This is a genomic window from uncultured Lamprocystis sp., assembly GCF_903933125.1.
In the GTDB taxonomy this organism is placed as follows: domain Bacteria; phylum Pseudomonadota; class Gammaproteobacteria; order Chromatiales; family Chromatiaceae; genus Thiodictyon.
In genome coordinates this window covers 1-18,887 of sequence record NZ_CAIZIZ010000079.1, presented here as the reverse complement: position 1 = coordinate 18,887, position 18,887 = coordinate 1, and the positions used below count along the sequence as shown (strand labels likewise).

The 18,887-nt window shown below is 64.6% G+C and carries 20 protein-coding genes and 1 pseudogene; 10 read left to right on the top strand and 11 right to left on the bottom strand.

Translation table 11 applies throughout. The annotated features are described in order from the left end of the window. Nucleotides 1-356 precede the first annotated feature (356 nt). The gene (locus QZY03_RS03395; protein ID WP_295578336.1) at nt 357-3,023 is read left to right on the top strand and encodes an ATP-binding protein; all 2,667 of its coding nucleotides are present in this window, start codon (nt 357-359) and stop codon (nt 3,021-3,023) included. Between the two features lie 3 nt (nt 3,024-3,026). On the opposite strand, the gene QZY03_RS03390 is transcribed toward QZY03_RS03395, so the two are convergent. From QZY03_RS03390 to QZY03_RS03370, 5 genes are all read right to left on the bottom strand, one after another. Beyond that, nucleotides 3,027-3,215 (bottom strand): DUF302 domain-containing protein, encoded by a 189-nt coding sequence (locus QZY03_RS03390; RefSeq protein ID WP_295578334.1) that lies wholly within the window; start codon nt 3,213-3,215, stop codon nt 3,027-3,029. Nucleotides 3,216-3,514: 299 nt separating this feature from the next. Continuing rightward, the gene (locus QZY03_RS03385) at nt 3,515-4,327 is read right to left on the bottom strand and encodes an ABC transporter permease subunit (RefSeq protein WP_295578332.1); all 813 of its coding nucleotides are present in this window, start codon (nt 4,325-4,327) and stop codon (nt 3,515-3,517) included. Further along, entirely contained in the window at nt 4,324-5,247 is a 924-nt protein-coding gene (locus QZY03_RS03380; protein ID WP_295578330.1) for an ABC transporter permease subunit, read from the bottom strand. The genes QZY03_RS03385 and QZY03_RS03380 overlap by 4 nt, the downstream gene beginning before the upstream one ends. A gap of 65 nt (nt 5,248-5,312) precedes the next feature. After that, a complete protein-coding gene (locus QZY03_RS03375; RefSeq protein WP_295578328.1) occupies nt 5,313-6,449 on the bottom strand; it encodes a polyamine ABC transporter ATP-binding protein in 1,137 nt (378 codons plus the stop codon). Between the two features lie 22 nt (nt 6,450-6,471). After that, nucleotides 6,472-7,581: a polyamine ABC transporter substrate-binding protein gene (locus tag QZY03_RS03370; protein ID WP_295578326.1), complete on the bottom strand. Its 1,110-nt coding sequence runs from the start codon at nt 7,579-7,581 to the stop codon at nt 6,472-6,474. 243 nt (nt 7,582-7,824) lie between these two features. Between QZY03_RS03370 and QZY03_RS03365 the strand changes: the two genes are divergently transcribed. From QZY03_RS03365 to QZY03_RS03340, 6 genes are all read left to right on the top strand, one after another. Then, complete coding sequence (locus QZY03_RS03365) at nt 7,825-8,829, top strand: MerR family transcriptional regulator (protein WP_295578324.1); 1,005 nt, start codon at nt 7,825-7,827, stop codon at nt 8,827-8,829. Between the two features lie 93 nt (nt 8,830-8,922). Then, a complete protein-coding gene (gene hisB, locus QZY03_RS03360) occupies nt 8,923-9,528 on the top strand; it encodes an imidazoleglycerol-phosphate dehydratase HisB (protein ID WP_295578322.1) in 606 nt (201 codons plus the stop codon). Between the two features lie 64 nt (nt 9,529-9,592). After that, a complete protein-coding gene (hisA, locus tag QZY03_RS03355; protein ID WP_295578320.1) occupies nt 9,593-10,351 on the top strand; it encodes a 1-(5-phosphoribosyl)-5-[(5-phosphoribosylamino)methylideneamino]imidazole-4-carboxamide isomerase in 759 nt (252 codons plus the stop codon). A 15-nt stretch (nt 10,352-10,366) separates the two neighbouring features. Further along, on the top strand, nt 10,367-10,762 hold the full coding sequence (gene hisI, locus QZY03_RS03350; RefSeq protein WP_020508490.1) for a phosphoribosyl-AMP cyclohydrolase: 396 nt from the start codon (nt 10,367-10,369) through the stop codon (nt 10,760-10,762). A 125-nt stretch (nt 10,763-10,887) separates the two neighbouring features. After that, nucleotides 10,888-11,448, top strand: a complete 561-nt coding sequence (locus QZY03_RS03345) for a Uma2 family endonuclease (RefSeq protein WP_295578314.1) — start codon at nt 10,888-10,890, stop codon at nt 11,446-11,448. 242 nt (nt 11,449-11,690) lie between these two features. After that, a complete protein-coding gene (locus QZY03_RS03340; RefSeq protein WP_295578311.1) occupies nt 11,691-13,370 on the top strand; it encodes a Na/Pi cotransporter family protein in 1,680 nt (559 codons plus the stop codon). A 52-nt stretch (nt 13,371-13,422) separates the two neighbouring features. Here the strand turns inward: QZY03_RS03340 and QZY03_RS03335 are convergent, their stop codons facing one another. Genes QZY03_RS03335 through QZY03_RS03320 form a run of 4 tightly spaced genes read right to left on the bottom strand, consistent with a single transcriptional unit; the run spans nt 13,423 to nt 15,094 of the window. Next, complete coding sequence (locus QZY03_RS03335; RefSeq protein ID WP_295578309.1) at nt 13,423-13,566, bottom strand: DUF2252 family protein; 144 nt, start codon at nt 13,564-13,566, stop codon at nt 13,423-13,425. Nucleotides 13,567-13,576: 10 nt separating this feature from the next. Continuing rightward, complete coding sequence (locus tag QZY03_RS03330) at nt 13,577-14,104, bottom strand: hypothetical protein (protein WP_295578307.1); 528 nt, start codon at nt 14,102-14,104, stop codon at nt 13,577-13,579. Next, nucleotides 13,999-14,346, bottom strand: a complete 348-nt coding sequence (locus QZY03_RS03325) for a hypothetical protein (RefSeq protein WP_295578305.1) — start codon at nt 14,344-14,346, stop codon at nt 13,999-14,001. The genes QZY03_RS03330 and QZY03_RS03325 overlap by 106 nt, the downstream gene beginning before the upstream one ends. Nucleotides 14,347-14,350: 4 nt before the next feature. Continuing rightward, nucleotides 14,351-15,094 carry a hypothetical protein gene (locus QZY03_RS03320; RefSeq protein WP_295578302.1) on the bottom strand — a complete coding sequence of 248 codons (744 nt, stop codon included), beginning with the start codon at nt 15,092-15,094 and terminating at the stop codon, nt 14,351-14,353. Between the two features lie 388 nt (nt 15,095-15,482). Here QZY03_RS03320 and QZY03_RS03315 point away from each other — a divergent pair. Next, nucleotides 15,483-15,731 (top strand): annotated as a pseudogene (locus QZY03_RS03315) (type I restriction-modification system subunit M N-terminal domain-containing protein); the annotation flags it as partial. Nucleotides 15,732-16,067: 336 nt separating this feature from the next. Here the strand turns inward: QZY03_RS03315 and QZY03_RS03310 are convergent. Beyond that, on the bottom strand, nt 16,068-16,769 hold the full coding sequence (locus QZY03_RS03310) for an SDR family NAD(P)-dependent oxidoreductase (RefSeq protein WP_295578300.1): 702 nt from the start codon (nt 16,767-16,769) through the stop codon (nt 16,068-16,070). 174 nt (nt 16,770-16,943) lie between these two features. Here QZY03_RS03310 and QZY03_RS31960 point away from each other — a divergent pair, with 174 nt between their 5' ends. Next, on the top strand, nt 16,944-17,237 hold the full coding sequence (locus QZY03_RS31960; RefSeq protein WP_363169540.1) for a diguanylate cyclase: 294 nt from the start codon (nt 16,944-16,946) through the stop codon (nt 17,235-17,237). 166 nt (nt 17,238-17,403) lie between these two features. Here the strand turns inward: QZY03_RS31960 and QZY03_RS03300 are convergent, their stop codons facing one another. Continuing rightward, nucleotides 17,404-18,597 carry an alkene reductase gene (locus QZY03_RS03300; protein WP_295578298.1) on the bottom strand — a complete coding sequence of 398 codons (1,194 nt, stop codon included), beginning with the start codon at nt 18,595-18,597 and terminating at the stop codon, nt 17,404-17,406. Nucleotides 18,598-18,685: 88 nt separating this feature from the next. Between QZY03_RS03300 and QZY03_RS31955 the strand changes: the two genes are divergently transcribed. Then, nucleotides 18,686-18,880, top strand: a complete 195-nt coding sequence (locus tag QZY03_RS31955; protein WP_366935560.1) for a transposase — start codon at nt 18,686-18,688, stop codon at nt 18,878-18,880. Nucleotides 18,881-18,887 lie beyond the last annotated feature (7 nt).

The window sequence follows — 18,887 nt, the reverse complement described above, 5'->3', positions numbered from 1 at the left end:
GGGCTGCCGCAACGACCGATGGCCGGAATTATGATCAAGGCCAAGCCCGCGTGGTACGAAGTTCTTCGGAAATCGCCTTAAGGCCCCGTTCCGGTTTTCGGTTGTCCGTCTCGCTCCCTCGTCCGCCCGCGTCCCGTGAACACGGATTCGTCTCAGCGTGTCACGCCCTGAGGGGAAAGAATCCGCCAATCCGCCAATCCGGCACCTGATCGACGCCGCTTGAGGTTATGCTTTAGCCTCTTATCGCAGGCCGCCCCCCGGCATTCACGGGTGGATGCCGGCCCGACGCGGCGCCAGCGCTAGCCCCGCGTCCAGCGACGACGAACAGCCATTCGTGCCGGAGTGCGACAACGAGTATGTACGAGCCCAAGTTGCGGGGTCCGTTGAGTCACCTGAGACCCAGGTATGGCGTTGCCACGATCCTGATCAGTGTCGTCCTGACGCTCTATGTCGGTTTTCTCCTGGTGGCCAACTACTGGTCAGCCACCAACTTGCGCCAGACGATGGGGGAGCAGCGGCGCCTGGAGAGCGGGCGCCGCGTGGCGGCGCTTCAGTATTTCTTCAGCGAACGGCGCGACGATCTGGCCAATCTGGCCCTGTCCCGCGAGGTGGCCGGATTCTTCGAGAATCGGGCGCTGGGGATGAGTATGCGCTATGGGCTCAGCCAGAGTCTGGTTCCCATCAACACCCGGTTTTCCGAACTGATCGATCGTAAACGCATCGGTGGTCGCGCGGTCTACCAGCGGCTGGTCCTGCTCGATGAGTCCGGCGAGGTGTTGGTCGACGCTGTCGATCAGGGTGCGGGTGACCCGCCCGAGCGCTCCTGGAAGTCCTTGCTCAGCCCTGAACACCAGCATGGGGACATTCAGGTGCTGGACGACGGACAGACGCTGGTGGTGTCACTCGCCCATGAGTTCAAAGGTGTTTATGCGGGCCAGCTCCTCGCCTTTCTCGATGCCGGTCTGGTGGTTCGCGAGGTCCTCAACCTGGGTCGGAACGGCGACGATACCTCGGTGGCGACCATCGCCAATGGCACCCTGCAGGGCTTGGGCGGTGCCCTGAACCCCGAGTTGAGCCGTCTCGTGCTGACGCCTGACCTGGCGGACGGGAAGGTGTTCGAGTTCAGGGACGGCCCGACGGGCGAGGGTGAGCGCATGATTGCGTTGGCCCGGCTGGTCCCCAATACCGACTTCGTACTGTTCGATATCATGTCCGCGGTCCGTCTTCACGGCCGGCTGGAGCCCTGGCACCTGTTCTTCGGCATGGCCAGCCTGGCGGTGGTGGTGCTGCTCGGGGTTTTTCTCATCTTGCGGCTCAATATCCGCGCGGTGGCGTTGCAGGCGCACCTGCGCGAGAGCGGGCTGCGGGAGCGGGCGGTGCAGGAAAAAAACCTGCAACTGGAACAGGAGATTCGTGAGCGGCAGCGCGTGGAGAGCGAACTGCGCGACGCCAAAGAGGCCGCCGAGTCCGCCAACCGGGCGAAAAGCGAGTTCCTCGCCAACATGAGTCACGAGATCCGCACTCCGATGAACGGTGTCGTGGGTATGACGAATTTGCTGCTGGAAACGCGCATGAACCAGGAGCAGCAGGAATATGTCAACGTGGTCCGCAACTCGGCAGACGCCCTGCTCAACGTGATCGACGACATCCTGGATTACTCGAAGGTCGAGGCCGGCAAACTCAGCCTGACCGCGTCGGACTTCAGTCTACGCGACCTGATGGAGGAGCTGGCGGACATGTTCGCCGACAAGGTTGAAGGCCGGGAATTGAGCTTTGCCTGCATCTGTGACCGGCGGGTGCCCGATTGGCTGCACGCGGACTCCGGACGGCTGCGCCAGGTGCTGATCAATCTGATCGGCAATGCGGTGAAGTTCACCGAGCGGGGGGAGGTGGAAGTGCGGGTGAGCCTCTCGCCCGCTGCCGGCGACGCGCCGCGGCTGCGCTTTGAGGTCCGGGATACCGGCATCGGCATCGCCCCGGATCGCCAGGGCCTCCTGTTCCAGTCATTCTCGCAGGTCGATACGTCGTTCACCCGCCGTTATGGTGGTACCGGCCTGGGGCTCGCCATCTGCCGGGCATTGGTGGACCTGATGGGTGGAACCATCGGCATGGAGAGTCGGGAAGGGGAGGGCTCGCGTTTTTGGTTCGAGTTGCCGGGTCGGCCGGCCACGGGCGTGCGTCCGGCGATGCCGCCGCCGGTCGCCGGAGCGCGGGTTCTGATCATGGACACGCTGGCCGGTTCACGCGAAGCGGTCATCGAGACCCTCGCCTATGAGGCGATCCCGGCGGTCGCAATGGACGATGTCGCCGGCGCCATGGATGAACTGCTGCTGGCGGAAGATCGCGATGAGCCTTATCAGCACGTCGTCATCATTCTGCGGGAACCGGCGGGCGAGGCTGACCGGCTACTGGAGTTATTACCAGAGCAGCCCTGGCAACACCCGCTCCGGATGTTGGTCCTGGTGGCGCAGTCCCGGCGTCGCGACCTGCGGTTGGACGAAGCCATCCCGGTGCGCGTCCTGACCCTGCCGGTCCATCGGGCGGCTCTGCTGGAGGCCCTCGGCCTGCGTCGTCCGGAGGCGCCGCCGGCGGATCCGGTCGCAGTCCCGGTGCCGGACCACGAGCGCGCGTCGATCCTCCTGGTGGAGGACAATAAGATCAATCAGAAGGTGGCGCTCGCGATGCTCGATAAGCTGGGCTACCAGGTGGATGCGGTGGACAACGGCGCCCTGGCCGTGGCGGCGGTGGGCCGCGAGACCTATCGATTGGTGCTGATGGACATCCAGATGCCCGAGATGGACGGCCTGGAAGCCACGCGGCGCATCCGCGCGGCGGAGGAGGCGGGGCAACTGCAAACGGTCGGTGGTTTAGGGCACCTGCCCATCATCGCGATGACCGCCCACGCGCTGGAATCCGATCGCCAACTGTGCCTGGAGGCCGGCATGGATGACGTCATCACCAAGCCGGTGAAACCCCGCGTCCTGGGCGAGACCCTGGCGCGGGTGATGCGGGAATGCGGTTGAGGGTCAGCCGCCGAGCCGGGCGACGACGCGGTCAAGGATGACGCGCGCCTCGGCGGCTACTTCGTTGGTCGCAGCATCTTCGGCCAGCCCCAGGACCGTGATCGGGTCCATGAAATCCACCGCGGTCCGTTCGGCGGAGACTTCCCGAACCACCAGATTGCAGGGCAGGAGTACACCAAATACATAGTTCATGGACGTTCTCCTGAGATGTCAACGGGCGGTGCCAGTTGTGGGGTGCGGGCCTGAGGGGCGCAACGTATCACCTGCACCTCGGCTAGAACACGCGAAACGTCAATCCAAGGCTAACGGCCATGGAAGGAACATCAGCCAGCCCGGAAGATGAAAGTCCCCCGTGGGAGCGGCGTCCCGCCGCGATACGGTGCCGCGGTGACCTTGAACGCCGCGGCTGCGCGCCAGGCCCCGTCGCGGCGGGACGCCGCTCCCACCGGGTCGCTGCACGACTTTCACGGTAAAGCCTTGGACTCCTGCGGTCAGTTCGCCTTGGCCGCCGGCTGCTGCCGCATGGACAACAGCCCGGCGACCAGGACCGCTACCGAGACAATCAAGACCACGATCGAGGCCAGCGCATTGATCTGCGGTGAGACCCCCATGCGGACGCTGGAATAAACCACCATCGGCAGCGTGGTGGAGCCGGGGCCGGCGACAAAGCTCGAGATCACCAGGTCGTCCAATGACAGTGTAAAGGCCAGCAGCCAGCCGGAGAGCAGCGCCGGGGCGATCAGCGGCAGGGTGATGCTCATATAGACCCGCAGCGGGCGCGCGCCGAGATCCATCGCCGCCTCCTCCAGGGAGCGGTCCATCTGCGACAGGCGCGAGCGTACGACCACGGCCACGAAGGCGGTGCTGAAAGTGATATGGGCGATGGTGATGGTGGTGAAGCCGCGCCCGGCCGGCCAGCCCACCGTGTGCTCCATGGTGACGAAAAGCAGCAAGAGCGACAGGCCGGTGATGACTTCGGGCATGACCAGCGGTGCGGCCAGCAGGAGTTGGAAGCCGGTCCGGCCGCGGAAGTTGCCATGCCGCACCAGGGCGTTGGCGGCGAGCGTTCCCAAGATCACCGCGAAGGTGGCATTGGTGGCGGCGATGCGCACCGACAGCCAGGCCGCGTCCAGCAGTTGCCGGTTGTGCAGCAGTTCCCCATACCACTTGGTGGAGAAGCCGGACCACACGGTCACCAGCCGGGATTCGTTGAACGAATAGATCACCAGCAGCAGGACCGGGATATAGAGGAAGGCGAGCCCCACCGCCAGGAACAAATACAGCTTCCAGCGGCTGCGGTTCATAGCTCATCGCCTCCGATGCGGTGCTCCAGGCGCTGCATCATGACAAAGGGAACGACCAGCACGCCGAGCAGGCAGATGGCGAGCGCGGCGGCGAGCGGCCAGTCCTTATTGCTGAAAAATTCGGTCCAGAGCATCTTGCCGATCATGAGGCTGTCGGGGCCGCCCAACAGATCGGGGATCACGAACTCGCCCACCACCGGGATGAAGACCAGCATGGAGCCGGCGACGATACCGGGTAGCGACAACGGCAGCGTAACCTTCAGGAAGGCCTTAAAGGGTCGGCATCCCAGGTCGGCCGCCGCCTCCAGCAGACTGAAATCGAGCCGCGTGAGGTTGGCGAAGAGCGGCAGGATCATAAAGGGCAGGTAGGAGTAGACCACCCCGATATAGATCGCGGTCTGAGTGTGCAGGATGGTCAGGGGCTGATCGATGAGTCCGAGCGACAGCAGCAGATTATTCAGCAGACCGTTCGGCTTCAGGATGCCGATCCAGGCATAGACGCGGATCAGGAACGAGGTCCAGAACGGCAGGATGATCAACATCAGCAGGATGACCCGCCGCCGCTCCGGCGCGGTGGCGATCGCATAGGCCATGGGGTAGCCGATCAGCAGGCACAGAATGGTACAGACCAGGGCGACCCAGAGCGAATTGAGGAAAGCGGCCAGATAGAGCTCGTCAGTGAAGACCGTGACGAAGTTATGGAGGTTGAGCCGCACCTGCAGCACGCCCTCGTCGACCCATTCCCACAGACTGGTGTAAGGGGGTTGGGCGAGCGCGGTCTCCGCCAGGCTGATGTGCAGGACGATGGCGAAGGGTGCCAGAAAGAACAGCCCCAGCCACAGATAGGGCGTGCCGATGTTCACGACCCGCGCCAGTTGCCGGTCGCGCAGGTGCAGCCGCTTGAAAAGCTCCTGAATCATAGCGTTCTTCCCTTGGCGTCGTGGCGCCTTGGCGTGAGATGCTTCTTGTGCGCGAGCAATTCGCCTTACTCCGTCAGGACCACGCCGCTGGTGGGTGACCACTCCATCGCGACCTCTTGTCCCCAGGTCAGGGCTTGCTCGGTGCGCGGGTGGACATTGGTCAGGGTCATCTCAACCAGCATTTCCGGACTCACCCGCACGCGGTAGATGGACACGTCGCCCAGGTAGGCGATGTCTTCGACGACCCCTTTGACCTGATTGATTCCATTCTCTTGATAGGTCGCGCAGATTTGCAGTTTCTCCGGACGGATCGCGACCGTCACCGGGGTGCCGATGGCATGGGGGTGCAGATCGCGCATGTGCATTCGCCGACCCAGGCTGGACTCGATCAGCACCTGATCGTCCTGCGTCTCCACCACTCGGCCGTCGAACAGGTTTACGAGGCCGATGAAATCGGCGACGAAGCGGTACTCGGGATATTCATAGATGGCCGTGGGGGTGTCCACTTGCAGGATCTGGCCGGCATTCATGACCGCGATGCGCGTGGACATGGTCATCGCCTCTTCCTGATCGTGGGTGACGGTCACGAAGGTGATGCCGATGCGCTCCTGGAGGTTTACCAATTCGAATTGCGCGCTCTCGCGCAGGCGCTTGTCCAGTGCACCCAAAGGTTCATCGAGGAGCAGAAGTTTGGGGTGTTTGGCCAGGGTGCGTGCCAGCGCGACGCGCTGGCGTTGGCCGCCGGACAACTGATCCGGTTTACGCCGGCGCAGTTCCGAGATCTGGAGCAGCGCCAGCATTTCGCCGACCCGCTCCGCGCGTTCCTTGCGCGGCATGCGGTCTTGTTTCAGGCCAAACTCCACGTTCTGCTCCACCGTCATGTGGGGGAACAGGGCATAGGACTGGAACATCATGTTGACCGGCCGGGAATAGGCCGGGATATCGGTCACATCGGCTCCGTCGATATAGATACGCCCGGCCGAAGGGCGCTCCAGCCCCGCCAGCATGCGCAGCAGGGTGGATTTGCCGCAGCCGGAACTCCCCAGAAGCGAGAAGAACTCGCCCTGAAAAATGTCCAGCGACACATCATCGACCGCGTAGACGTCACCGAACTTCTTGGTGACATGGTCGATTCGCACATAGGGTGCGGCCTTGGGGTCCTGCCAGGGTTCCAGTTTTCGCCGTTCCGCGGGGTTCGCCATAGTACTTCCGGTTCCTGTCGAATCAGCGCTCGGCCTTGATCCGCGTCCACAGGTTGTTTAGTTTGCGCTGTTCCTTGTCGCTGGGGGTCTTGAGGACGAACAACTTCTTCTTCACGTCCTCCGACGGATAGACGCCGGGATCGGTGCGCACCGCCTCGTCGAGCAGTGGCGTGGCTTCCAGGTTGGGGTTGGCGTACATCACATAGTCGGAGATGTCGGCCACCACCGGCGGCTCCAGGACATAGGCGATGAAGGCGTTGGCCGCCGCCGGGTTCGGCGCATCCTTGGGGATCGCCATCACGTCGGTCCACAGCACCGCCCCTTCCCGCGGAATGCGGTAGCCGACCTCGACGCCCTTCTTGGCCTCTTCCGCCCGGCTCTTGGCCTGGAGGATGTCCCCGGAGTAACCATGGGCAACACAGAGGTCACCATTGGCCAGGTCGCTGATGTACTGGGACGAATGGAAGTAGCGGATGTTCGGACGCGCGTCTTTCAGGACCTGCGCCGCGGCTTCCAGGTCCTTGTCCGAACGGCTGTTCGGGTCTTTGCCGAGATAGGCGAGGGCGGCGGAAAAGGCCTCGGTCGCATCATCGAGCATGCTGATGCCGCACTCTTTGAGTTTGGCGGCCTGCTTGGGGTCGAAGACGATGGCCCAGGTGTCGGTCGCGGCGTCCGCGCCCATGGCCTCCTTCACCTTCGCGACGTTGACACCCAGGCCGGTGGTGCCCCACAGGTAGGGCACCAGGTACTTGTTGTCCGGGTCGATGTCCTGCAGCGTGGCGTAGACCGCCGGGTCCAGTTTCGCCAGGCCCGGCAGCTTGGACTTGTCGACCGGTTGGTAAATCCCGGCCTGAATCTGGCGCGCGCCGAACGGCCGCGCGGTGGGGAACACCACATCATAGCCGCTGCTGCCGGCGAACAGTTTGGCTTCCAGCACATCGTTGGCGTCGTAGAGGTCCAGGACCGGCCGGATGCCGGTGCGTTCCTGGAACTTGGCCAGGGTGTCCTCGGCGAAATAATCATTCCAGTTGTACAGATGCACGGTCTCTTCGGCGCTGACGGTCGTATTTGCGGACAGCAGACCGGCCATCAGGGCCGGCAGAGCGAGACGCAGGGCGGTGAATTTAAGCAACGGTGTATCTCCCAAGTCAAAGGGTCGAAGGTCACGGACGGTTCGTCATGGAAGCCGCGCGGGCGTGTGCGCGGAAGATCGCGATCCTACTGCAAAACGCGGCGCGCGAATATCTCGCTGATTACGCGTCTTCCGGAGTGTCCGACCCATTGTCCGATCGGTTGTCCGACAAATGCCTAGACAAGGCTTGGACATCTAGCCGAATATTGGGCCACAGAATCATGCACACCAGGGGCTGGCCGATTGACTGAGAAGGATACGCAACATTCGCCGACCTATCGGATCGGCACGGTCTCGCGGTTGACCGGGGTGCCGGCTGATACGCTGCGGGTGTGGGAACGCCGCTACAACGTGGTCACACCCATCCGCTCGGAGGCCGGAACGCGACTCTATGCCGCGGAGGATGTGGGCCGCCTGACCCTGATCAAGCGTCTGGTGGAGCGGGGCGATGCCATCAGCAGCGTCGCTTCACTGAGTCTCGCCCAACTGCGTGAGCGGGTAAGCGGGGCGGACCTGTCGACCCCTGAGCCGGCCTGGGAGCGGCCCTGCAAGATCGCTGTCATGGGAGCGGGACTGGCGGGCCGACTGCGGGGCGGGGACCTTGATCTCGCGGGGGTGGAGATCCTGGGCCTGTTCGAGCGGCCGGAAGCCCTGCTGGCCGGGATCAGCGTGGATGCCCCGGACTTGCTGCTCCTGGAATATCCCACGGTGCATGCGGATCAGGTGCGCGAGATCGGCCATCTGCTGGCCCAGTCCGGGGCCACCCGGGCGCTGCTGGTCTATCACTTCGCCTCGCGCGGGACCCTTGATCGCCTCGAAGCGCGGCATATCACGACCAAACGGGCGCCGCTCGAACTCGCCGAATTGCGGCGCTGGTGTATCGCCTTGCATCAGGGCCAGGCTGGTCAGTCGGGGAGTGCGCAGCGTCGGGCCGATGGCACCGCCGGTCTGGATGTCGATCTGTCCCAGCCGATCCCGGCCCGGCGCTTTGGCGACGCCCAGTTGGCCTGCATCGCGATGGCCTCACCGACCGTGCGCTGCGAGTGCCCGCACCATCTGGTGGACCTGGTGTCGGCCCTGTCCGCCTTCGAGGCTTACAGTGAGGAGTGCGAGGTCCGGCACGCCGATGACGCCGCTCTGCATGCCTACCTGCACGCTGCGACCGCCTATGCCCGGGCCACGATGGAGGACGCCCTGGCGAAGGTGGTGGCGGCCGAAGGCATTGAGACCGCGCCGCCGGCGGAGTGACTGTCCAGCGGCCTCGACTAGGGCTGTCTCCGCTGCTGTGGTTAAATAGCGGCCTTACGCGCCTCCGCAGCGCCCAGGCCGAGCCTTGCCGTCATGACCACCGAGACCAGCCACCGCACCGCGCGCGTTGAGCGCAACACCCTGGAGACCCAAATTCGGGTCGCCCTGGACCTGGACGGCAGCGGACGTTCCAGCCTCCAGACCGGTCTGCCCTTCCTGGAGCACATGCTCGATCAGGTGGCGCGCCACGGTCTGATCGATCTGGACATTATCGCGACCGGTGACCTGCACATCGACGCCCACCACACCGCCGAGGATATCGGCATCACGGTGGGTCAGGCGCTGGCGCAGGCCCTGGGGGACAAAAAAGGCATTCGCCGTTATGGCCATGCCTATGTGCCGCTCGATGAAGCACTATCCAGAGTCGTGATCGACCTGTCCGGTCGGCCCGGTTTGACCTTCCACTGCGACTTCACCCGCGCCATGATCGGCGCCTTCGACGTGGACCTCTTCCATGAATTTTTCCAGGGTCTGGTCAACCATGCGGGTCTAACCCTGCACCTCGATAACCTGCGCGGCGACAATGCGCATCATCAGGCGGAGACCCTCTTCAAGGCGTTCGGCCGGGCGCTGCGTATGGCGGTGGAGCCGGACCCCCGCATGGCCGGCATCATGCCGTCGACCAAGGGCGCCTTGTGACCGCCCTTGTGACCCCCGTTATGAACCGATTTGCCTTTCGCCCCGACTTCAAGGGAGAGTCCCAGTGCTGTTGATCCCCGCCATTGACTTGAAGGACGGCCGCTGTGTGCGGCTGCGCCAGGGCCGCATGGAGGACGAGACCATCTTCTCCGACGATCCGGTGGAGCAGGCCGCGCGCTGGGTGGGGGAGGGCGCCCGGCGGCTGCATTTGGTCGATCTCAACGGCGCCTTCGCAGGTGAGCCGGTCAACGGGGCCGCCATCCGCGCCATCGCGGCGCGCTTTCCCGACCTGCCGATCCAGGTCGGCGGCGGCATCCGCGACGAGGCGACCATCGCCGCCTATCTCGCGGCCGGGGTGAGCTACTGCATCCTGGGGACCCAGGCGGTGCAGGAGCCGGCCTTCGTCGCTCGCGCCTGCCGCGCCTTTCCCGGCCGGATCATCGTCGGCCTGGACGCCAAAGACGGCCAGGTCGCCATCAAAGGCTGGGCCGAACTCACCGACCATCGGGTGGAGTCCTTGTCGAAACGCTTTGAAGGCGACGGGGTTGCGGCCATCGTCTATACCGATATCGGTCGTGACGGCATGATGACCGGTCCCAACATCCCGGCCACCCTCGCGCTGGCCGCGGCGGTCGCCATCCCGATTATCGCCTCCGGCGGCATCACCAACAGCGACGATATCCGCGCGCTGGCCGCGGTCGCCAGCCGCGGTGCCGAGCGCGGCATCGTCGCCGCCATCACCGGCCGCGCCATCTACGAGGGCACCCTGGACTTCGCCGCCGGGCAGCGCCTGGCGGATGAGATCGCGGCCGCCAACCCCTGAAACGGACAGACACGCATGAACGAAGACTGGCTCAACGCCATCAAGTGGGATGCCGACGGACTCGTTCCCGCCATCGCCCAGGAGACCGGCACCGGCACCATCCTGATGATGGCCTGGATGAATCGCGAATCACTGACCCTGACCCGCGAGACCGGCCACGCCGTCTACTGGTCGCGCTCACGCAAGCGCCTGTGGCACAAGGGCGAGGAATCCGGTCATCAGCAGGTGGTGCACGGCATCCGCATCGACTGCGACGCCGACGTGGTGTTGCTCGAGGTCGAGCAGCGCGGCGGCATCGCCTGTCACACCGGTCGACACAACTGCTTTTATCGGCAACTCGACGGTGACGGTGCCTGGGCCGAGATCGCGCCGGTGCTCAAGGATCCCAACGCGATCTACGGCAAGACCTGAGCAGCACAGCAATCGCATTAAAGCCTTCGGACCCGATATCCGGACCGACCCTTGTGTAGGGACGGGTTTGAAACCCGCCCCGACATCCGATTATCACGTCCGACGGCGATACATGGTGAAGTCCGATGAGCGCCACCGCAGAGATCAGAGCCCGGGTTCATCGTCTGACGGTCGATGACTACCGCCGCATGGGTGCGCTCGGCATCCTCGGTCCCGAGTTGCGCACCGAGTTGATCGATGGGGAGATCATCGAACTGCCGCCGATCGGTCAACCCTATGCCGGCAGTGCCGCGCTGATCGCCGACCGCTTGCGGGAGGCCGTCGAGCGGTCCGCTGTCGTGGCCTTGCATGAGCCCATCGGGCTCGATGACCACTGCGAACCCCGGCCCGACATCGCCCTGCTGCGCCCCGGCATCGACGGCGCGCGTGCCGAACGGGCCGACGTGCTGCTGCTGATCGAGGTTGCCGACGGCAGCCTGCGCTACGACCGCGAGGTCAAGTTGCCGCGCTATGCCCGCGCCGGCATCCCCGAGGCCTGGCTGGTGGACCTGGGCGGCCGGCGGCTGACCATCCACCGCCGACCGGGTCCGCACGGTTATGCCGATGTCATGACCCCGAGCGGTCTCGGCGCGGTCCCCCTGCCGCTGGCCGGTTTGCAGACCGCCGACCTGTCCGGGCTCTTTTGAGGCGGGGGCGCTCAGTGGGCGCCGGATGCCTGGCGCGCAGCGCCCGATACGATCCAGCAACAATGGCTTGGGCGTGGTGGTCTTGGGTGGTACGCTCGACCTTCTGGTGTCTGCCACCGACCGCATTTTTCCCCGCGAGCTGAACGACCGCAAGCGGATTCGGCGGACTTGTTCAGCCCCCGGTCACGAGCTTGATGCGAGGCGCAAGTCCTGGCATTGCTCATAGAACAGCGAGGTTGACCATGACCGAACTAGACCCCTTGACGATGACTATCGAGCTGCTCGGCGGCCTGGCGCTGTTCCTGTACGGCATGGAGAAGATGACCGACGGGTTGAAGGCCGCCGCCGGCAAGCAGATGAACACGCTGCTGGCCAAGCTGACCGGAAACCCCGTGTTGGGTGCCATCACCGGCGCCATCGTCACGGCGGTGATCCAGTCGTCATCGGTAACCACGGTACTCGTGGTGGGTTTCGTCAGCGCCGGGCTCATGACTCTGGTGCAGTCGGTTGGGGTGATCTTCGGGGCCAATGTGGGCACCACGGTGACGGCGCAGATCGTGGCGTTCAACACCACCGCCCTGGCCTATCCGCTGATCGCCATCGGGTTTGTGATGACCGCCGTGTGGACGAAGGGGGTCGCTCGCCACTATGGCGCCATGCTGATGGGACTTGGTCTGATCTTCTATGGCATGGCGGTGATGGGCTCGGCCATGTCGCCGTTGCGCACGCATGAGGGCTTTGCCGAACTCCTGCAGTCCTTGCAGAACCCGGTCCTGGGAATGTTGGCCGGCGCGGCGTTCACGGCACTGGTGCAATCGTCCTCGGCAACCATCGGGCTGGCGGTGGTCATGGCGACCCAGGGGCTGCTGTCCCTGCCGGCCGGTATCGCGATCTTGTTCGGGGCCAAGATCGGCACGGGGATCACGGCGATACTCGCCGCGATTGGCAAGCCGCAGGATGCCAAGCGCGCGGCCGCCGTGCATGTCCTGTTCAATGTGTTGGGCGCCGTGATCTGGCTGCCGTTCATTGCTCAACTCGCGGGGCTCGCCGTGCTGGTTTCGCCGGTGGCCCCGCACCTGCTGGGCGTGGATCGGCTCGCCGAAGAGGTGCCGCGCCAAATCGCCAACGCCGCAACGATCTGGGCCACGGCCAATACCGTCATCTTCCTGCCGTTCGCCGCGTTGTTTGCCAAGATGGCCATCAAGATTATCCCGGACCGGGCGATTGCCGAGCGGGCGATCGTCCGCCCCAGGTATCTCGACGACGAATTGATCCGGGTGCCATCGATGGCCTTGGAGCGTGCGCGGATGGAGCTTGGGCACATGGGCGAGCTGACCGAAGCGATGTTGGCCAAGGTCAAGTCGGCCTTCGCCGCCAGGGATCTCAGCGAACTTTCGCAGCAGTATGACCAGGTCGTGGTGCTGCGCGAGGCGGTGCTCGCCTACCTGCAGCACGTCGGGCGTAGCGAGCTGAGCGATACCGAAGCCGACGAGCATGCACGGCTGGTTGCCGCTACCGGCGACATCGAGAACTTGGGGGCGGCGATCAGCCGCGAACTGGCACCGCTAGCCCAGACCCTGAAGGAGGCGAATATCGCCGCTTCGCCAGAGACCACTGCGCTGTTTGAGCGTCTGTCTCAGACGATCCAGGAGTCGGCGCATGCGGCGCTACGCGCACTGCTGGCGGGTGACGAGAGGGCGGCGCAGTCCGTGATCGCGAAGCGCGACGTGATCCTGGGCCTCACGTCCGAGTTGTACCAGCGACAGGCCGCGCGTCTCGCCCAGGACGACCCGGAACGCCTGCTCAAGCACCGCGTGCAGGTCGAAATACTCGACAAACTGCGGCGCATTTACAGTGTGGCGGAGCATATGGCGATTTCGGTACTGCCACGCGGCGTTCTCGTCGGGGAACTGTCTGTATAAGTCTGGTGACGACTTGAGGAGCCTTGTTATGTGCCATTGAACGGTATTGCGCCTAACCGAGCAAGACGTCGCTGGTTGCCTGGAGCAGGCGCTGGCCTTCGACCACCCGTTGACCGGCCTGCTCGAAGGCGCCGGTCACCTGATGGGCTTCGACAACGGACGATGGCGCCTGCCAAGCGGCCGCCCCAGCCGTCAAGGCACGGCCGTCAAGGCACGGCCGTCAACAGCACAAAAATACCGAAGATGACCAGATGCACACCACCCTGCAGGATCGTCGTGCGGCCGGTGGCGAAGGTGATGGTGCTGATAAAGAGGGTCAGCAGGAGCAGGGCGGTGGACTCGGGCGGGAGCCCCAGGACCAAGGGCACGTCGAGGTAGAGCGAGACGGCGCCGACGATCGGGATGGTCAGCCCGATGCTCGCCAGGGCGGAACCCAGGGAGGCGTTGAGGCTGGTTTGCAGCCGGTTGCGCCGGGCGGCCTTGACGGCGGTCAGCCCCTCGGGCAGCAACACCACCATGGCGATCACCACGCCCACGACGGTTTGCGGGAGTCCGGCCTGCGCGACCGCGGCTTCGACGGCCGGCGAGAGTGCCTTGGCCAGCAGAATTACGACCACCAGGCTGACCGTCAGAAAGAGTGCGCTGGTGAGGGTGCTGCGGTTGGTCGGCGGCGCGCCGTGCAGGGTCGCCCCCTCATCGATGAGGAAATCCGCGCGATGGCGGAAGGTCTGCACGTGATGGCCAGGGCCAGGAGGATGGAGCCGAAGGGCTCGCCGATCCGCACCGCCAGCACCTCCGCATGGTGCACCGCCGCGAACACCGCGCCGCCCAGCAAGGCCACCGCCGCGGCGATGAAGAGCGCACTGCCGGAGGCCAGCAGTCCGCCGGCCTTGGCACCGACGAGCATGGCACCGCCCAGCGGGGCCGCCCACTGCCACCAGGCCAAACGGTTCCAGTCGTGTTCGGGGGTCATCATCCTTTCATTTTACTGCAAACACCTCCCCCTTGGGCGTGAACGGCAGGCGCCGGCCCTCCGGCAGCAAGAAGGCGTGGTCGAAGGCAATGTCCACCGCGTCTTCGCAATCTCCATCCGTAATCACCAACAGCGGACCCTGCCGGGGAAACTCTCCGCGCTCGGCAAGGCGGCGGAGGCAGTCGACCCCCGGTTGCAGCACGGTACCGCCCCGACCCTTCAGGGTAAAGCGCTCCAGCAGGCGTTCCGGCTCCACCCAACCGCTGTCATACGCGGCGGCATCACAACACACCAGGCGGACTGCATACACGTCATGAGCGAGACTGTAGCTTGCGACGGCACCCAGCGCCTTGCCCAGCAGTTGCGGCGGCATCGACCCGGAGGTGTCGAGCACCACGCCGAAGACCCGGCTCTTGCGCTCCTCCTCCGGCGGTTTGAGCGGTGATGGCCGGGGGATGCCGGGGGTGGCGGACTGACGGCGCGAGGGTCGGGCGTAGCTGCGGCGCACTTCCGGCGGCGGAAACCGCTCGTCGAACCAGTCCGCCAGCCGCACATCCCAGGGAATCGGCGGTTGGCTGAGGCTGCGGATTTCCTCCATCAGCCCCGCCGGGACGGTGCCGCGCCCGCCGCCGAACAGACACCGCTCCAGCCCTTGCGCCAGGGCACGGCGGCAGTATTCCTCGGCATCCACAAAGGGCCCGTCCCGCGCTTCGCCCAACATGTCCGGCTGACCGGGGCCGCGCAGTGCCATTGGAGCCTGGCCCCGTTTCGCTGTATTCGCGGGTTGCTATCCGGTCGAAACGGTTCTGGAATGGCTGGCCGCTGGGATGAGCATCGACGACCTCGGCCTTGATCATCGATGCCCGTGTGGGCCTTGATCGTAATCCCGGCCAGCGGCGTGCGTAGTCAGGGCTTCCAGCCCTGACGGTGTCAGACCAGGATGGCCTGACTACGCACACGGCGAGCCTAGGTGGCCATCTTGATCGAGGCCGCCTGGACGGACGCAGGGTGATGGGGCTTCAGCGTAAGATTGGCTGACCCGCTACAGGCGCATCGCCCGCCCCTGGTGGTCCCGCGGCGCTCCCGGCCGGGCGCGCGGGCCTCAGTCTGCCTGCGCTCAACTCACAAGAATCCTCTTCATGGCCCTGAAGAAGTCCGAACTTTAATCCTCCCTCTGGTCCAGTTGCGACGAGCTGCGCGGCGGCATGGACGCCAGCCAGTACAAGGACTACGTCCTGGTTCTGCTGTTCATCAAGTACGTTAGCGACAAATACGCCGGCCAGCCCTTCGCGCCGATCACCATCCCCGCGGATGCGAGCTTCAAGGACATGGTCGCCCTCAAGGGCAAGTCGGACATCGGCGACCAGATCAACAAGCGGATCGTCGGGCCGCCACCCTTAGTCGCTACGGACTGATTCTACCGTGGACGCTCGCGGGCTAAGCCCGCTGGGCTCAACCGCCGGATGCGGAAAACCGTATGTCCGGTGGTGTGGGAGGGGTGACGGGCGCAATCCCGTCACCCCGATCCGATCGAGGGACTTTCATCTTCCGGGGCGGCTTGATGTCCCTTCCATGGCCGTTAGCCGGTCGGGCGTGCAGGCGTCACTGATTTTCTTCAAGAACTCGGGAATGGCCACCGGCTAAAGCCTCGATCTCCAGTGGCGGACAGACCGTCGCTGGCCGAGCCGCCTTTGTTGGTCTGGTCAAGCGGGGCGCAATCGGGCCTACCAATGCTCGCCAAAGGGTCGCAGGTCGAGTTCGAAGGTCCAGGCGGAGCGTGGTTGACGGGCCAGGAAGAAGACTGATTCGGCGATGTCGTCCGGGCGCGCGAAGAAGGTGTCCGGCGCGTCCGGGATCATGGCACGGGAGGCCGGCATGTCGACCACGGCATCGATGACCGCATAGGCCACATGGATGCCCTGCGGACCCAGTTGGCGGGCGAGCGACTGCGCCAGGCTGCGCTGAGCGGCCTTGGCGGAGGCGAAGGCGACGAAGCCGGCGGCGCCTTTGAGTGAGGCGGTGGCGCCGATGATGACGATGCTGCCCTGGCCGGCGGCGCGCATGTCGGGGACCACCTGTTGGGCGGCGAGCAGGCAGCCGTAGGTATTGACCTTCCAGGCCCGCTCGAACGCGTCCGGCGTGGTGGCGTCGATGTCGCCGAACTCACGGGTGGAGGCGTTATAGATCAGGGTCTGGGGTGTGCCCAGGTCCTGGCGGATCGCGGCGAAAACGCGCTCGGCGTCGGCCGGGTCGGTGGCGTCGTAGCCATAGGCGCGGGTGCCGGCGATCTCGGCGGTCAATTCATCGAGACTGTCGCGCCCACGGGCGAGCAGGGCGACCCGGTAGCCGGCGCGGCTGAACTGGCGGGCGAAGGCGGCACCGTTGCCGGGGCCGGCACCGACGATGACGCAGACGGGGACCTTCATGGGGAACTCCTTGGCGCTGGTGCGACAGACGACTGGTGAGAGAGGCCGATTGTGCCCCCAGGCGACGCGTCAAGAAAGAGGCGTTCTTCGATAATGTAGTCACCTGGCCGGTGACTAGGTGCTGCGGGAGATGGGTAGGCGTCTCCAAACAAGAGTCCGCAGTTCCGATCCGGTGTGCCGCCAAGCGCAGGAGCAGGCGCGCCGGCGCGAGGAGCAGCCCGTGATCGGATCCGTGGTGGGCAACGAGGGGCTGCTAGGCATAACGTTGTTTCTGGGCGGCGCGAGCGCGCCGAGCCGCTCGCTGGTGCAAAGCGCCGGTTACGCTTTTCTGCCAGCATCGGGATAGCGTTTTCTCCGCAGGATGCAAACACTGCTGAAGACTTTATAAAAAAAGCGGATCAGGCGATGTATACTGCGAAAAGCGCAGGGCGTAATCAGTTCAGTTTCTTCTCGCCCACCACCGAATAAGACGCGGCTGTTGGTGTCACAAGAGCCCAAGTTATCGCACCGAGCCGCGCCGCAGCGGTGTCCGGGCCGAAACGGCCCCTCATGACACGACTGTTGGGCCTGGGCCAAGTCTGAAAAGCGTCCTCTACCGCGGACAATCCGGGCGCGGGGTTAGGCCGCAGCGGCGCTACCGAAACCCGCGGTGCGCGCAAGGATAGACGCAGGATTCGGAACCGCCGCAGTGGTTCTCGCTCGCGGCGATCTCCTCGTCCAGCGTCGGGTAATCCGTGTAACCCTTGGCGCCGCCTTTGTAGATGGTCTTTGAATCCCAGGGTGCGAGCGGTGCGCCGAGGCGCAGCCGCTGTAAGAGATCGGGGTTGGAGATGAACGGCTTGCCAAATGCGACGAGGTCGCCGCGGACCGTTTGCAGCGCCGCTTCCGCACGCCGGACGTCGAAACCGCCGCACAGGATCATTGTAGAGGGGAAACAGCCCCGCAGGTGTCGCAGCAGGCGGCTTTGCTGATCGTGGATCCAGCTCTCCGACTGATCGTAAAGGTGCAGGTAACCGATGCCCACACGGTCCAACGCGCGGGCGAGGTGGCCAAAGGTGCCCAGTGGATCCGGGTCGGGGCGCATCTCATGTGCCGTGCCGAGCGGTGAGATGCGCACGCCGACCCTCGCCCTGCCGATGGCATCGGCCGCGGCGACCACCGTTTCCAGGAGGACGCGCCAACGGTTTTCCAGGCTACCGCCGAATTCGTCGGTGCGATCGTTCAGGTACGGACAGCGAAACTGATCGAACAGGTAGCCGTTCGCCGCGTGGATCTCCACGCCGTCGAATTCGGCAGCGACCGCATTGCGCGAAGCGCGCTCGAAATCGACGACGACCGCCTTGACCTCGTCGGTCTCAAGGGCACGCGGCGCATCGCAGGGGACGAGAACCGATTCGTTGCGCGCGTTTAGAATCGGTACCCTGTCGCTCTCCAGGCGGGCCGTGCTCGGGCCCACTGGCTGGGAGCCGTCCGCTCGCAGAGCGCCGTGGCCGACGCGCCCGACATGCCAGAGCTGCAGGTAGATGCGGCCGCCACCGCGATGGACCGCCCTGGTTACCCGTCTCCAACCGTCGATCTGGGCCTGGTTGTAGATCCCCGGCGTGCGGGCGCAGCCACGCGCCTGCGGCGACACCGGCGTGCCCTCGGCAACGATCAGGCCGGCTGAGGCGCGCTGTGCATAGTATTCTGCCGTCATCGCGGTCGGGGCCAAGTCCGCATCGGTGGCGCGGTTGCGATTCATGGGGGCCATGACGATGCGGTTTGGTAGCGTCAGGCTGCCGACAGTGTAGCGAGAAAAAAGTATTTTCGGCATGGTTTGCAGGCTCATGAGGCCAAATGTGTGATGCTTTACTATTAGCCAATAATAGTTGATAATGAGATAGTTTATACTGAAGTATTTTTTTGGCTCCACGCACATGCTCATTTTTTCACTCGTCGAACTTTTGGATGAACAGAAATGCTACGATTTTTTGGTCGATATATTGCATCCAGATGGCCTAGAGTGCCCTGTATGTCAATGCGCGGTTGAGGATTCAAAAATTCACAGACATGATCGTGCGCCGATTCTATACTATAAATGTTCTAACGGACACGTTTATACTCGCTATTGAAATAAAT

Bases quoted from the DNA above. Each gene is read 5' to 3' on its own strand.
- QZY03_RS03320 (WP_295578302.1), bottom strand. From the start codon at position 15,094: ATGGCACTGCGCGGCCCCGGTCAGCCGGACATGTTGGGCGAAGCGCGG.
- QZY03_RS03385 (WP_295578332.1), bottom strand. From the start codon at position 4,327: ATGAACCGCAGCCGCTGGAAGCTGTATTTGTTCCTGGCGGTGGGGCTC.
- hisB (WP_295578322.1), top strand. From the start codon at position 8,923: ATGACCACCGAGACCAGCCACCGCACCGCGCGCGTTGAGCGCAACACC.
- QZY03_RS03300 (WP_295578298.1), bottom strand. From the start codon at position 18,597: ATGAGCCTGCAAACCATGCCGAAAATACTTTTTTCTCGCTACACTGTC.
- hisI (WP_020508490.1), top strand. From the start codon at position 10,367: ATGAACGAAGACTGGCTCAACGCCATCAAGTGGGATGCCGACGGACTC.
- QZY03_RS31955 (WP_366935560.1), top strand. From the start codon at position 18,686: ATGCTCATTTTTTCACTCGTCGAACTTTTGGATGAACAGAAATGCTAC.
- QZY03_RS03375 (WP_295578328.1), bottom strand. From the start codon at position 6,449: ATGGCGAACCCCGCGGAACGGCGAAAACTGGAACCCTGGCAGGACCCC.
- QZY03_RS03395 (WP_295578336.1), top strand. From the start codon at position 357: ATGTACGAGCCCAAGTTGCGGGGTCCGTTGAGTCACCTGAGACCCAGG.
- QZY03_RS03390 (WP_295578334.1), bottom strand. From the start codon at position 3,215: ATGAACTATGTATTTGGTGTACTCCTGCCCTGCAATCTGGTGGTTCGG.
- QZY03_RS03380 (WP_295578330.1), bottom strand. From the start codon at position 5,247: ATGATTCAGGAGCTTTTCAAGCGGCTGCACCTGCGCGACCGGCAACTG.
- QZY03_RS03310 (WP_295578300.1), bottom strand. From the start codon at position 16,769: ATGAAGGTCCCCGTCTGCGTCATCGTCGGTGCCGGCCCCGGCAACGGT.
- QZY03_RS03345 (WP_295578314.1), top strand. From the start codon at position 10,888: ATGAGCGCCACCGCAGAGATCAGAGCCCGGGTTCATCGTCTGACGGTC.
- QZY03_RS03340 (WP_295578311.1), top strand. From the start codon at position 11,691: ATGACCGAACTAGACCCCTTGACGATGACTATCGAGCTGCTCGGCGGC.
- QZY03_RS03325 (WP_295578305.1), bottom strand. From the start codon at position 14,346: ATGATGACCCCCGAACACGACTGGAACCGTTTGGCCTGGTGGCAGTGG.